Raw genomic sequence first — 13487 nt, forward strand, 5'->3', positions numbered from 1 at the left:
GCTGAAGAGGATCAATCAGATAATCCGCTGAGAAAGATTTTCTTCTTTACATCTTTGGCATTTTATCAACCAGAAATTCCGGATACCCCTTTTTTTATCCAGCGCAGCAGGAAAGCTGCTTCACGTCCTTGTTGAAGGTCTGCGCCGCAAGCTTCAACCCCTCGACCATTGTCAGGTAGGGGAACAACTGGTCGGCCAGTTCCTGCACCGTCATGCGGTTGCGGATGGCGAGCACCGCCGTCTGGATCAGTTCGCCCGCTTCCGGGGCCACCGCCTGCACGCCGATGAGCCGTCCGCTACCTTCCTCGATGACCAGCTTGATGAAGCCGCGTGTGTCGAAGTTGGCAAGCGCTCGCGGAACGTTGTCGAGTGTCAGCGTGCGACTGTCGGTCTCGATGCCATCGTGGTGCGCTTCCGCCTCGCTGTAGCCCACGGTGGCGACTTGCGGGTCGGTGAACACCACTGCCGGCATCGCGGTCAGATTGAGGGCTGCGTCGCCGCCGGTCATGTTGATCGCGGCACGGGTGCCGGCGGCCGCTGCCACGTAGACGAACTGCGGCTGGTCGGTGCAGTCGCCGGCCGCGTAGATGTTCGGGTTGCTCGTGCGCATGCCTTGGTCGATAACGATGGCCCCTTGCGCATTGACAGTGACCCCCGCCGCGTCCAGCGCGAGGCTGCGCGTATTCGGTGCCCGACCGGTGGCAACCAGCAACTTGTCAGCGCGCAATTCACCGTGTCCGGTGGTCAGCACGAATTCGCCGTTCACATGGGCGACCTGGCTGGCTTGCGTGTGCTCCAGCACCTCGATGCCCTCGGCGCGGAAAGCGGCTGTCACGGCCTCGCCGATGGCCGGGTCTTCCCGGAAGAACAAGGTGCTGCGTGCCAGGATCGTGACCTGGCTGCCGAGCCGGGCAAAGGCTTGCGCCAGTTCCAACGCCACCACCGACGAACCGATCACGGCCAGGCGTGCGGGAATGGTGTCGCTGACAAGCGCTTCGGTGGAAGTCCAGTAGGGTGACTCTTTCAGGCCCGGAATCGGCGGCACGGCCGGACTGGCACCGGTGGCGACCAGGCAGCGGTCGAACGTTACCTCGCGCTCGCCACCCTCGTTCAAACGGACGACCAGGCTCTGGTCGTCCTTGAAACGCGCTTCACCGTGCAAAACGGTGATGGCTGGATTGCCGTCCAGGATGCCTTCGTATTTGGCGTGCCGCAGTTCATCGACACGGGCCTGCTGCTGGGCCAGCAGTTTGCTGCGGTCAATCGCAGGCACAGTTGCCGCAATACCGCCGTCGAACGGACTTTCCCGGCGCAGATGGGCAATATGGGCAGCGCGGATCATGATCTTGGACGGCACACAGCCGATATTGACGCAGGTGCCGCCGATGGTGCCGCGTTCGATCAGCGTGACCGTCGCGCCTTGCTCGACGGCCTTCAGCGCCGCCGCCATCGCGGCCCCGCCGCTGCCAATGATGGCGATATGCAAACCGGCGCCCTCAAGTGCATCACGGATTTTTGGTTCATCTTTGAAATCACCAACCCGGATCGAGCCTTGATAACCCAATGCGGCGATGGCGGCCAGCAGTTGGTTGTGGCTCACGGCGGTGTCTGCCATGACTTGCGCGCGGCTTTCTGGATAGGACACCACAGCGGCATTCACGCCGGGAATCTTTTCCAAAGCATCTTTGACATGGGTGGCGCAGGATGTGCAGGTCATGCCATTCACGGTGATTTCGGTCATTTTTTTACTCCATTGAATTTCGGGGTGCAGCAGGCATCGGCTTGGCGTTTTCGTTGGATGGCGTAGATGGTCAAGCCGATGAAAATCGCCAGCGCAGGCAGCAGCACATAGTCCAGATAGCCGGTCAGCGCGGACAAGCCGACCACACCGAGCAAAATGACCAGAACAGGGGTGAAGCAACACAGCGCCACGAGGGTTGTGCCAATGATGCTGACCCGCAGCAGTGTCTTCGGGTCTTTCATGATCAGTTCTTGACTGATGATGGGTAGCCCGCATCCTCGGTAGCCTTGGTCAGTTTCTGCACGCTGGTCTTGGCATCATCGAAGGTGACCACCGCTTCGCGCGTCTCGAAGGTCACGTCAACTTTACTGACGCCATCGACCTTGGAAATCGCCTTCTTGACAGTGATCGGACAGGCCGAGCAGGTCATGCCCGGTACGGACAGCGTAACGGTCTGGGTGGCGGCCCACACGGGGGCAACAACGGCAGCGAGGGCAAGGGCGGAAAGCAGCTTTTTCATGGTGAACTCCTGTGATCAATAGAAAAATGGCACGACGTAGGGAAATCCGAGCGCGACCAAAACCAGCACGGCCACGCCCCAGAAAATGAGCTTGTAAGTAGCTCGCACTTGGGGAATCGCGCAAACCTCACCCGGTTTGCAGGCGGCTGACGGCCGGTAGATGCGCCGCCAGGCGAAGAACAACGCCACCAGCGCCACGCCGATAAAGATGGGGCGATAGGGTTCCAACACCGTCAAGTTGCCGATCCAAGCGCCGCTGAACCCCAAGGCGATCAGAACCAGCGGCCCGAGGCAGCAAGCCGAGGCGAGGATGGCGGCCAGCCCGCCAGTGAAGAGCGCGCCGCGCCCGTTTTGAGGTTCAGACATACGTTTGTCCTTTCGAATCTGAATTGGATAGCTTAAGCTTACTTCCGTAGTTATGTACGGAGTCAAGCGATATGGAAAACAATTTGGAGAACCTGACCATTGGCGTTTTCGCCAGGACGGCCGGGGTCAATGTGGAGACCATCCGGTTCTATCAGCGCAAGGGCTTGCTCCCGGAACCGGACAAGCCTTACGGCAGCATTCGCCGCTATGGCGAGACGGATGTAACGCGGGTGCGCTTCGTGAAATCAGCCCAGCGGTTGGGCTTCAGCCTGGATGAGATCGCCGAGCTGCTGCGGCTGGAGGATGGCACCCATTGCGAGGAAGCCAGCAGCCTGGCCGAGCACAAGCTCAAGGACGTGCGCGAGAGGATGGCTGACCTGGCGCGCATGGAGGCCGTGCTGTCTGATTTGGTGTGCGCCTGCCATGCGCGGAAGGGGAACGTTTCCTGCCCGCTGATTGCGTCACTGCAAGGGAAGAAAGAACCGCGCAGTGCGGACGCCGTGTAGCCCGAGGGAACTACGCCTTAGCGTGCTTTATTTTCCGTTTTCTGAGGCGACTCCAACGTCAGAAAAGACCGTGCGGTCGACTTTTGATATTTCGTGCTGTCGCCTTCTGAAAGTGACACCAAAACAACCGATTTCGCCTTGTTTTGCGTTCAACAATCGCGTACAAAATTCTATGAATAGAAAAGGTACCTTTTATGATCATAGGTTATGCGCGTGTTAGTACTACTGACCAAAACCCCGAACTCCAGGTAGATGCTTTGGAGAAAGCTGGGGCCGAGCAGGTCTTCCAAGAAAGATTTACCGGATCTCTACGTGAGCGACCAGAATTGTCGCAGTGTCTCCGTACACTCCGAGCCGGCGATGTCTTGGTTGTATGGAAATTAGACCGCCTTGCACGGTCGCTAAAAGACTTGGTGGAGATTGTTCAGGACCTCCAGGACCGGGGTGTTGGTTTCAAGTCCCTGACCGAATCCATTGACACCACTAGTTCTGGTGGCCGCTTGGTATTCCATATCTTCGGGGCGCTAGCTGAGTTTGAGCGTGATCTGATTCGGGAGCGGACGATGGCGGGGTTGCAAGCTGCGCGAGCTAGGGGACGCAAAGGTGGCCGGAAGCCTGCGATGTCCGATACCGACACCAAGAAAGCCGCAGCGATGCTATCTGACCCGGAAATAACGAAAACAGAAGTTGCCAGACATTTTGATGTTAGCAGGACAACTTTGAACGCATCTTTGAAACGATTAGGAATTAGAAGCTGACGTGTAGTAATTCAGACTTGATCTGAAAGCTAATCACCAGTCCATGTTCAAAGACCTTTCCCATTGATTTACCAAGTAGTTTACGAAGTGATCCATGTCTTCACATGAACCCATAGCCCTAGCATACGTACCGTCTGATGCCATGGTCAGAATTACTGGCAAAGTACTTCTTTGTAAGTAAATTCTGGCAGGTTCTCGGGGCCCACTCCATAGATACTCAACGAAACTTACGAGTACGCTAATCGCTTCTGGGTCTTCAACTGTTAATGGGCCATCTAGTGCGAATTTCTTGGATCCTCTCATGTGTGGTAGGAGGACTGGAGTGGCACCTGCACCGGAGTGGAACGTAAACGCTTCACCTCGCTTGCCGAAAGCTCCATGAGCAACAAAATTACGATGCTGCCGCCTAATTTCGACCAAGTCATCGTAAAAGCGCTTTGCTTCAGGATCATCGATATCAAACACTGCTTTGTATTTTTGGGGCCAATCAGCCTCCGCTAGTGCTGTCACCTGTTTACCTGTCGTTATTTTTCCCAGAAGTATCGAAAGGTGAATAAAAACATGCTCTGTGAAGCTAAAAAATGACTCTATTACCGTAATCGCCATCCAAGCAATCCGTTCTGTTAACGAATACGGTTCATCAAACATTTTACTTCCTTCGGCCATTCGCTCTTCGAATGAGAGACTTCGCCGGCGCTTTACCTCCTGTTGGTAAGCGTTAACGAGTTTGTTGTATTCACCTAGGAAATATTCAAAGCGCTGGTACAGAGGATCTGTGTGATTGGTTACATTTAGCTCGGACTTGGAAACGGCGTTATCAGCGCGCCACTCGAAATAAGGTTGGGAAGCTTTCGTTGCTTTATGAATTTTGTTTACGAGGTCTCTAACCTCATTCTCGTGTGCACGAGGGTTGTCAACAAAGACACCAAGACCCATTTTTCTATGCTCAATCACATATGCGTTTCCGTTGTACTCCACAGGAACAGACCAAGCTAACTTTTCAAACTGTCCAAGGTTTCGAAAACCAAGTAAATCCACTAGCAGAAAATACACGAGATAGTAGGGTGGAAGTTGCCGTCCTGCCTCTGTACGTTGTGGAGAAAACAACGAGTTTTTCAGGTTTTCTGCGTACTCATCGAGCGGTCGTATTGGATCAATAGCTCTTGCAGCTTTAAGCCGCACTTTCTCCAGGTGCTCTGGCAGGTTGGACTTCATCGTTTAGCCCCTAATGGATATATGACAGATTCGATATCTGGAGTGAGGCCAAGTTGAGTTTCTGACAGCAGAATTTCCGCTTTTCCGTCAAGAGCTTCTTTTGTTGCCCGCCACTCCGGCATAAACCGATCCAGCAGCCCATAGAAGTGCGGACTGTGATTGTGCTCCACCAGATGACATAGTTCGTGAAGCAGCACGTAGTCGATGGCCCGTGTCGGGGCTTTGATCAGGTGCGGGTTTAGCAGGATGGCCCCTTCCGGTGAGCAGCTCCCCCACTGGGTCTGCATCTCCATCATGCGCCAGGCCGGTGCCGTCGTTGTCCAGGGTAGACTCTCAACCATCAGGTCGAGCCGGCGCTGGAACACCTCCACGGCGCGATCCCGGTACCACTGGCGCACGGCTTTGTGTATCCGATCCGGGCTCAGCTCCTTGCCCTGCACGCGCAGCTGGCCGCCGATCAGCTTGCAGGTGACCTTGCGTTGCTCTGGAGCCTGGATAACTTTCAAGACGTACCGCCGACCCAGGTATAGAACACTCTCACCACTCACCCATTGTCGAGGGCGGACATCCCGGTTGCGCTCGGCAATGTCCTCCAGATGTTTGAGTATCCAGCGTGCCCGGCGTTGGACGGCGGATTTGATCGCCGGAAGCTGGGCCGACTCCGGAGCATCGACCTGCACCATGCCATTGGGGTGCACATGCACCCTTATGGTTGCCTTCTTATGTTCCGGAACGTAGCACAGGTGGTACCGAAACTCGCGGTCGCCGTACCGGGCCACGTACTCCAGTGGTTGTTCGTCTTGTCGGGATTCGACGGAGGTCATCACCGGGCCACCCCATTACGGAGAATCTGCACCACCTCATCCAGCATGGCCTTGGCCTTATCCAGTCCGATCAGCCCGAACAGCCGGGGTAGCAGGTTCTTTCGGACATCCTGCTCAATGCCCACGGGGTTCAGGGAGTTTTCCGCCACGGCCCGGTTCACCACCTGGTCGATCTCGAAGGCCTCTTGGATCAGCTGTTCGCCCTTTTCAGCTTCCAGTGCGGCGAACTCCTCACCCAGCACCAGCTTGAAGGTCCCATAGTAGGCTTGCGCGTGCTTGTTGCCTTCGAACCGATCCGTGGGAAGGTCCGGCACTTCCCGGTCTTCCACCATGGCTTCCAGGTCACTGAACAGCTTGAACTGGGCCTTGTAGTCGAACATGGACTCCGCTTTCTCGATCGCTTCCTTCAGCAGCGCTGAGAACACCTTTTTGGCGTAGGGGTCGTCGCCGAGCTTTTCCTCGATGGTTTTCTTGGTGCGGGTTTTGATCTTGTCGGTTTCGTTCTTGGTCTTTTCGTCGGACCAGTCTTCCGGCTTATCCTCCACGGAGGCAATCAGCACCGGGTCTTCGCCAGGGGTGACGTTGACGCCGGTTACGTACCGGTCGATCAGATCCCGGATCTGGCCTTCGTACTCGGAGTAATCCACAGTTTCCTGAGCGTCCAGACGGATGACCTTGCGTAGATCGGAGAACCACTTGAGATCGGACTTGTACCGGCGAATATCGGTCTCGGTAAAGGCCTTGTCCTCGAAGAAGCTCTGCGTAGAGAGCGCGGTCTTCAGGCACATGCCGAACTCGGTCAGGGCCTCGTAGAAGTCCTCCCGAAGCGCCTGGCGCGTGTCGATCTCCACACCGTCCTCGTCCGTCTCGTACTTCGGCATGAAGATCTGCCGGTACTGCTCCTGATCCAGCACATTGCGCACCTCGCCGAAGAAGCTCCAGAGCTTGTCGTGCAGGGCCGGGAGCCTTTTGTACTCGGTGTCCACGTTGGAATACAGGCCCTCGATGTCGTCGATGGCAAAGCCGCCCTGGGTCTGGTCCTCGTAGTTCTGGTAGTCGGTGATGGCGGTATCCAGCTCCTTGAGGATACCCCGATAGTCGATCAGGTAACCGAAGGGCTTCTGGGGGTGCAGCCGGTTCACCCGGGCTATGGCCTGGATCAGGTTGTGGCCCTTGAGCTGCTTGTCGATGTAGAGCACCGCATTACGAGGTTCATCAAAGCCGGTCAGGAGTTTGTCTACGACAATCAGGATGTCCGGCGGCCCATCGGTACTGAAGTCCTCGATGACCTGTTTCTCGTAATCCTGAGGATCACCTGTGACGTTTTTCTTCCACCATTCCTGCACCAGTGGCAGGTTGGATTCGTCGGCGTCGGTATGGCCTTCACGGGTATCCGGCGGGGAGATGACGATGGCGCTGGTGACCAGGCCCCAGCTATCGAGGTGCTGCTTGTAGCGGATGGCGCTGAGTTTGCTGTCGGTGGCCAGCTGGCCCTTGAGTTCCAGTCCCGCTTTCTTGAAGTTTTCACTGAAATGCACGCCGATGTCGAAGGCGTTGAGCTTGATCCGGTCTTGGGCCGTGTAGATCTGGCCCTGTTTGGCGTATTTGCGCTTCAGATCCGCCTTCTGGTCGTCCGACAAGGATGCGGTGACTTTCTCGAACCAGGTATCGACGGCTTTCTGGTTCACATCCAGCAGAGGCTTGCGTTCTTCGTACAGCAGCGGGGTGATCGTGCCGTCTTCCACCGCCCGCTTCATGGTGTAGGCGTGGATGATGGCCCCAAACTTCTCGGCGGTTTCACTTTTCTCGTTCTTCAGCAGCGGGGTGCCGGTGAACGCGATGAATGAGGCATTTGGCAGAGCCTGGCGCATCCGCTGATGGTTCTCACCGCCCTGGCTCCGGTGTCCTTCGTCGACAATGACGATGATGTTGTTGGATGGGTTGTAGCACTCCGGTTGCTTGGCGGCCGAAGCAAACTTGTTGATGATGGTGAAGATGATTCGCTCGTTGCCCTGACCGATGCGCTTGGCCAGATCCCGGCCGGAACGTGTCTTGGCCAGCGAGTCGCCACTTTTCTTGCCGGCGATGTCGGAGCCGAACGCGCCGCCGGTCAGGAAGGTCTTGGACAGCTGCTTCTCCAGATCCACCCGGTCGGTGACCACGATGATTCGGCAGTTCTTCAGGGCGTCACTGAGCAGCAGGGCCCGGCACAGGTACACCATGGTGAAGGACTTGCCTGAGCCGGTGGTGTGCCAGAGCACGCCGCCTTTGCGCTCGCCGCTGGGTTTGAAGTCGGAGATACGCTCCAGAAGCGCCTTGATCCCGAACGCCTGCGGATACCGGGCTGCGATCTTTCCGATTTTACGGTCGAACAGGATGAACAGGCGCAGAAACTCCAGAAACCGGTGCCGGTCGAGCAGGCCAACCAGGAGCCGATCTTGTTCGGTGGGCATAACCGACTGCGACCAGAGCTGCTCGAAGTAGGCCCGGATCTTAGGGGGTTTATCCTGGAACAGAGCGTCCTTGTCCGACACGGACAACGTGCGATTCTTTATGTCCTGCACGTACCGGTCATCGAACTCCTCGTCCGTCCACTTTGACCAGAATTTCTGAGGGGTGTGCGTGGTGCCATACCGGCCGTCGTTTCGACTGATCGCAAACAGCAGCTGGGCGAAGGCATAAAGGTACGGGACTTCATCGTTCTTCTGGTTGCGCAGGTGCTGGCTGATGCCTTCCTCAACCATGTTCTTGTTGGGGTTCCCGGAAGCCGCCTTCTTGGCCTCGATCACCGCCAGAGGAATGCCGTTGACGAACGCCACCACATCCGGCCGGCGGGTGTGGGTACCCTGAGTGGACAACACTTCCATCTCTTCGGTGACATGGAACTCGTTGTTGTCCAGATTCTCCCACTCGATGAGATGGATCGTGGGCTGGGCCTTCTTGCCGCCGATGAACTCGGTCACCGTCACACCGAGGGTCAAGGTGTCGTACACGGACTGGTTGGCGTCCATCAGGCCTTGAGCCATGGAGGGGCTCGTGATTTCCCGAATCACCTGATCCACCGCATGGTCAGACAACGGGTACCATTGCCCCTTGAACTCGAACTTGCGCTGGCGTAATACCCGCTCCAGCACCGGCTTCATCACCACTTCCCGCTGGCTGCCCCGCAGGGCCTGACACTCCGTGGCCGGCAAAAACGTCCAGCCAAGGTTGATCAGGGTGGCCAGGGCCGGGATGTGGCTGGAATGCTGCTCATTCCCTTGAGGGGTGGTATTCATGCGGCCTCCGTTTCCACGTTCACCCGACGCTTGCCGGTCAGGAGTTGTTGCATCAGGGCTTTCTTTTCCTGTTTGAGGCAAGCCAATCGCCGACTCAAAGCTTCAATCCCAATGTCAGCTATTGTCATGACCTCACTTATAGCTTTCTGTTCGGTTTTGCATACCGGTATTTTTACAGCAAGATCCTTCAAGTCGCTGCCATACAGGTGAATGATCGTTATGCCCTGAGCCCTAGATGCAATTTCATGCTTTTTGGTGTGAGTTAGCAGGTGACTGAAAAATATGGGATCGTGTTGGCTTTTGGGGCGAAGAACGATGATATCGCCGCCAAGAAGGATTCCGTCCTCAATAACCGCTGTTGCATTAGCTAGGTCAATGCCACTCGTTGTTGTCGAACTTGGCAGGAGGACGTCGCCTTTCTTAGAGACAAGCCCATCCTGATCGTCGCATCGACTCACGACCTCGCGAATTACTTCTCCATATTTGGTGTAAAGCTCTCCATAAAGCACGCACTTATGACTTCCATTTTGCACCACTGCACTTTTTGAGAGCCCCTTTCCTTTTTTGAAAGCAAACAATTGATCCAGGCGTACTGACTCCCACTCCCCCTCAAACCCCGGCAACCGCTTCTTCCCGGTCAGCAATTGCTGCATCAACCCTTTCTTCCTCTGCTGGCTGTTCTCAAGCAGGCGCTCGGTGGCGGTGATGGCCTGATCCCAGGTGGAGAGGATCTGGGCGATCTTTTTTTGTTCGGGGAGGGGGGGGCAAAGGACTCGAACCTTTCTAAGTTCTTCTAATGATATTTCCTTGAAGGTGCTGCCTTTGCTCAAGGCATTAACGCGATTCAATAGTGGCGCACTAGCCAGCTGATAAAAATGAAACCGATTGCTGTGACGTTCCGATACGGAAATGCGCGCCGTACCTTGCGTCAGATTAGCCTCAGGAAGCTCCGGAGGAACAATTGCTGACGCTCCTATATTTCCCCTCAGCGAAAATACGATATCACCGGGATGTACCGCAGACCTCCGGTACTTGTAGTGAATTTCGTTGCTCGTGCGTTGCAGATCATCAGGCTCAATAATGCCCCTAACATCTGAACTTTTAATATACGGAACACCGTCTGGTACATGCGGGCCAGCCTGCACAATTCCGTAAGAAATCTTCTCCTTAGCGATTTCTGATAGCGGCTTTACTTCCCAACCCTCAGGCACCATAACCCAACTCCTTCAGATAACCGTCCATCTGCTCGTTCAGTTTCGCAATCTCGGCCTCGATTTCCTTACGCTCCGCTTGCACGGCCATCAGATCGATTTCTTCTTCTTCCTCGAAGGTGTCCACGTAGCGGGGGATGTTGAGGTTGAAGTCGTTCTCTTGGATTTCTTCCAGAGTGGCGAGATAGGCGTACTTGTCGAGGTTCTGGCGCAGCCTGTAGGTGTCGACCACCTTGGCGATGTTCTCATCGGACAACTGGTTCTGGTTCTTGCCGGGCTGGAATTCGCGGCTGGCGTCGATGAACAGCACGTTGTTGTCGGTCTTGTCCTTGCGGAACACCAGAACTGCCGCGGGGATGCCGGTGCCGTAAAACAGCTTCTCGGGCAGGCCGATGACGGCATCCAGCAGGTTCTCTTCGATCAGTTTCTGCCGGATCTTGCCTTCCGCTGAGCCACGGAACAGGACGCCGTGGGGCACGACCACCGCCATGCGGCCGGTCTTCGGCTTCAGGGTCTCGATCATGTGCAAGATAAAAGCATAGTCGCCCTTGGACTTTGGCGGTACGCCGCGCCGGAACCGGGCGTAGGGGTCGCTGTCGGCACCTTCAAAGCCCCACTTCTCCAGTGAGAAGGGAGGATTGGCCACCACGATGTCGAAGTGCTTCAGGCCGCCGTTCTCATCGAGCAGCTTGGGGTTGCGGATGGTATCGCCCCATTCCAACTTGTGGTTGTCGATGCCGTGCAGAAACATGTTCATCTTCGCCAGGGCCCAGGTACTGCCGATGGCTTCCTGACCGAACAGGGCGAAGTTCTTGGAGCCATCGTTACCCTTGCGGATCTGATTGGCACACTTGAGCAGCAGAGAGGCGGAACCACAGGCCGGGTCGCAGATTTCGTCACCTTCCTTCGGCTCAACGATCTCGGCCATCAGCTCGGAGACTTCTGGTGGGGTATAAAACTCACCGGCCTTCTTGCCGGAGGTAGCCGCAAAGTTTTTGATCAGGTATTCGTAGGCGTTACCGATCACATCCAGCTTCCCGATCCGACTCGGACGCAGGTTCAGCTCAGGTCGGGCAAAATCCTCCAATAGGTGGCGAAGAATATCTTGCTTATGCTTCTCATCGCCCAGCTTGTTGGAGTTAAAGCTGATGTCTTGGAACACATCGGCGAGTTTGACGATGTTGGCCTCTTCAATGGCGTGCAGGGCCTTGTCGATCCGCTCACCGTTGCCCGGCTCGTGGCGTTGCTCATAGAGGGCATAAAAACTGGCATCGTGGGGCAGAACGAATCGCTCATTCTTCATGAGCTCTTCAATCAACTCCGGAGTATCCCCGTACTCAGTCACATACTGCTCGTAGTGGTCCTGCCAGACATCCGAGAGGTACTTCACGAACAGCATAGTCAGCACGAAGTCCTTGTAGATGCTGGGATCTACGGTACCCCGGAAAGTGTCGCAGGCGTTCCAGACCGCTTTGTTGATCTGATCCTGCTTGATCGAATCGTTGCTCATAGGTGTCATTTCCCTGTTGTCGTATCCGGACAAAGTAGTTTTTGGGCAACCGCATCGGTCATGCGCTGCCGGTTCTCGATTAACTGTTCCAGGAGCACTTGCTCCCGTCGTGCGGCTTCGGCCAGCTTCATCATCAGCTTTTGCTGCTCGATGGGCGGTACCACCACGGGCAGGTCGCCCAGCTGAGTTTTGGTCACATTGGGGGCCGCAGAACCCTGTGAGCACATGGCAAAGTAGCGCTGTGCGCCGATCTGGTTGAGCTGCCATGCCAGAAACTCGGGCATCAGCTTGAACGCCTCGGGTTTCAGGCGCAGATGAAAGAAGTTCGGGGTGCAGACTGTGTTGGCGGGCAAGGCCCTGATCACCGCTGCATCGTTGCGGGTACCCCGGGCCATGAACAGGATGTCGCCGGGCCAGAGGTAATCCGGTCGGCGTCGCCCAGGCAGGGTTACCCGATCCAGTTTTGCGCCGTCCCTGTCGTCCAAGGGCTCCCCCACGACCAGGTGGCGGAACTGCACCACGAACGCATCACCGTCCTTGTCCACCGGCAGCTTGCCCCGGAAGGGATAGCCGGGGTGGATGGTGACCAGGCTGCGCAATGGCAGTTGGTGTTTGGCTGGTTCAGTCATGCAGTATGCTCAATGATGCATTTCATGTTGATCTCAAAGTAGACAAAAATGCATCATTGCGCAAGATGCATCAACTGGTTGCAAGCCGTTGATTAGCGCTATCGTCTAGCAGTTATGCGACATGCTGGGTCGCCCGCAAGTATTAAGCGTGAGTTTGACTATTCAGTTGGATCGGGATATTTTGAAACCACTTTCACCATTGGGTGAATGGCCGATTGGTTAACACCGTGTCAAGCACGTTCTGAACAAACCAGGCAAACACCGCTTTCCCAGCGATGTCCCGCCAGGTGTCGTTCTGAACAACTTGAGCAGTGCGTTTCGAGCGTTTCGTCACAGCACACCTCCAATCAGATGATACATCAAGGTACAGTTGCGGCTTGCCGCCTACTAGCTTGGTAGGTGGTTAGTAACTCATCGCTTATTTCGATGGGTAGGTGGCATCGTAAGGTGTCGCTCGACGGTGACAATACAGACAAGCGGCCGCAGGATGCTTGTAGTCACCGGATCCAAAAAGGAAAGTATGTCATGGATGAACAGCAAAGCTGGTACCGTCGTCGCAGCTATGCCCATTTCGATCGCCCCATCTCTGAATCCCAAGCAACGACTCTGGTGACGAATCCAGATCGGGTATCTCGCCATGCTTTTTGGCCTGTAATACTCAACCCCAAAAAGTCGATATCCATAAAAAGCGAAAACGGTCGAAGGGTTTGGCAAACCAAAATACGACCAATCGTATACGCCGCCCACAGCGATGCCCATGTATATTCCTACTACGCCCAATCCCTGGGGCGTCTTTTAGAAAAACGATATGCAAGCTCTGGTGGTGGGCATGTCCTAGGGAAGGTCTGAATAACTGCTGATATTTGCCCATCTTGGGTTTAAACGGCAAAAAATCGAAGATTCAGACACTATTTTCCCTTTATTTGTGT

At 55.7% G+C, this 13487-nt stretch carries 13 protein-coding genes; 3 read left to right on the top strand and 10 right to left on the bottom strand.

Features of this window, described 5'->3' with window-relative positions; translation table 11 throughout:
- Nucleotides 1–94: 94 nt before the first annotated feature.
- Genes merA through merT form a run of 4 tightly spaced genes read right to left on the bottom strand, consistent with a single transcriptional unit; the run spans nucleotide 95 to nucleotide 2627 of the window.
- A complete protein-coding gene (gene merA, locus DET50_RS19005; protein WP_000136268.1) occupies nucleotides 95–1741 on the bottom strand; it encodes a mercury(II) reductase in 1647 nt (548 codons plus the stop codon).
- A complete protein-coding gene (gene merF / locus DET50_RS19010; RefSeq protein ID WP_000654684.1) occupies nucleotides 1738–1983 on the bottom strand; it encodes a mercury resistance system transport protein MerF in 246 nt (81 codons plus the stop codon). The genes merA and merF overlap by 4 nt, the downstream gene beginning before the upstream one ends.
- 2 nt (nucleotides 1984–1985) lie before the next feature.
- Nucleotides 1986–2261 carry a mercury resistance system periplasmic binding protein MerP gene (gene merP, locus DET50_RS19015; RefSeq protein WP_000735441.1) on the bottom strand — a complete coding sequence of 92 codons (276 nt, stop codon included), beginning with the start codon at nucleotides 2259–2261 and terminating at the stop codon, nucleotides 1986–1988.
- Nucleotides 2262–2276: 15 nt separating this feature from the next.
- Nucleotides 2277–2627 (bottom strand): mercuric ion transporter MerT, encoded by a 351-nt coding sequence (gene merT, locus DET50_RS19020; RefSeq protein WP_001294667.1) that lies wholly within the window; start codon nucleotides 2625–2627, stop codon nucleotides 2277–2279.
- Nucleotides 2628–2698: 71 nt separating this feature from the next.
- Here merT and merR point away from each other — a divergent pair, with 71 nt between their 5' ends.
- Both merR and DET50_RS19030 read left to right on the top strand, forming a co-directional pair.
- A complete protein-coding gene (merR, locus tag DET50_RS19025; protein WP_000429838.1) occupies nucleotides 2699–3133 on the top strand; it encodes an Hg(II)-responsive transcriptional regulator in 435 nt (144 codons plus the stop codon).
- Nucleotides 3134–3327: 194 nt separating this feature from the next.
- A complete protein-coding gene (locus tag DET50_RS19030) occupies nucleotides 3328–3891 on the top strand; it encodes a recombinase family protein (protein ID WP_113864272.1) in 564 nt (187 codons plus the stop codon).
- A gap of 33 nt (nucleotides 3892–3924) precedes the next feature.
- Here DET50_RS19030 and DET50_RS19535 read toward each other — a convergent pair whose 3' ends face one another.
- Genes DET50_RS19535 through DET50_RS19060 form a run of 6 tightly spaced genes read right to left on the bottom strand, consistent with a single transcriptional unit; the run spans nucleotide 3925 to nucleotide 12558 of the window.
- Complete coding sequence (locus tag DET50_RS19535) at nucleotides 3925–5106, bottom strand: hypothetical protein (RefSeq protein ID WP_220150176.1); 1182 nt, start codon at nucleotides 5104–5106, stop codon at nucleotides 3925–3927.
- Complete coding sequence (locus tag DET50_RS19040; RefSeq protein ID WP_113864273.1) at nucleotides 5103–5930, bottom strand: M48 family metallopeptidase; 828 nt, start codon at nucleotides 5928–5930, stop codon at nucleotides 5103–5105. The genes DET50_RS19535 and DET50_RS19040 overlap by 4 nt, the downstream gene beginning before the upstream one ends.
- Nucleotides 5930–9208: a type I restriction endonuclease subunit R gene (locus DET50_RS19045; RefSeq protein ID WP_113864274.1), complete on the bottom strand. Its 3279-nt coding sequence runs from the start codon at nucleotides 9206–9208 to the stop codon at nucleotides 5930–5932. Before DET50_RS19045 ends, DET50_RS19040 begins: the two co-directional genes overlap by 1 nt.
- A complete protein-coding gene (locus tag DET50_RS19050; protein ID WP_113864275.1) occupies nucleotides 9205–10422 on the bottom strand; it encodes a restriction endonuclease subunit S in 1218 nt (405 codons plus the stop codon). Before DET50_RS19050 ends, DET50_RS19045 begins: the two co-directional genes overlap by 4 nt.
- On the bottom strand, nucleotides 10412–11929 hold the full coding sequence (locus DET50_RS19055) for a type I restriction-modification system subunit M (RefSeq protein ID WP_220150177.1): 1518 nt from the start codon (nucleotides 11927–11929) through the stop codon (nucleotides 10412–10414). The genes DET50_RS19050 and DET50_RS19055 overlap by 11 nt, the downstream gene beginning before the upstream one ends.
- A 5-nt stretch (nucleotides 11930–11934) precedes the next feature.
- Nucleotides 11935–12558 (bottom strand): restriction endonuclease subunit S domain-containing protein, encoded by a 624-nt coding sequence (locus DET50_RS19060; protein WP_113864277.1) that lies wholly within the window; start codon nucleotides 12556–12558, stop codon nucleotides 11935–11937.
- 525 nt (nucleotides 12559–13083) lie between these two features.
- Between DET50_RS19060 and DET50_RS19380 the strand changes: the two genes are divergently transcribed.
- On the top strand, nucleotides 13084–13407 hold the full coding sequence (locus DET50_RS19380) for a hypothetical protein (RefSeq protein ID WP_147252231.1): 324 nt from the start codon (nucleotides 13084–13086) through the stop codon (nucleotides 13405–13407).
- Nucleotides 13408–13487 lie beyond the last annotated feature (80 nt).

Origin of the sequence: Marinobacter pelagius (assembly GCF_003315345.1) — a bacterium.
In the GTDB taxonomy this organism is placed as follows: domain Bacteria; phylum Pseudomonadota; class Gammaproteobacteria; order Pseudomonadales; family Oleiphilaceae; genus Marinobacter; species Marinobacter pelagius_A.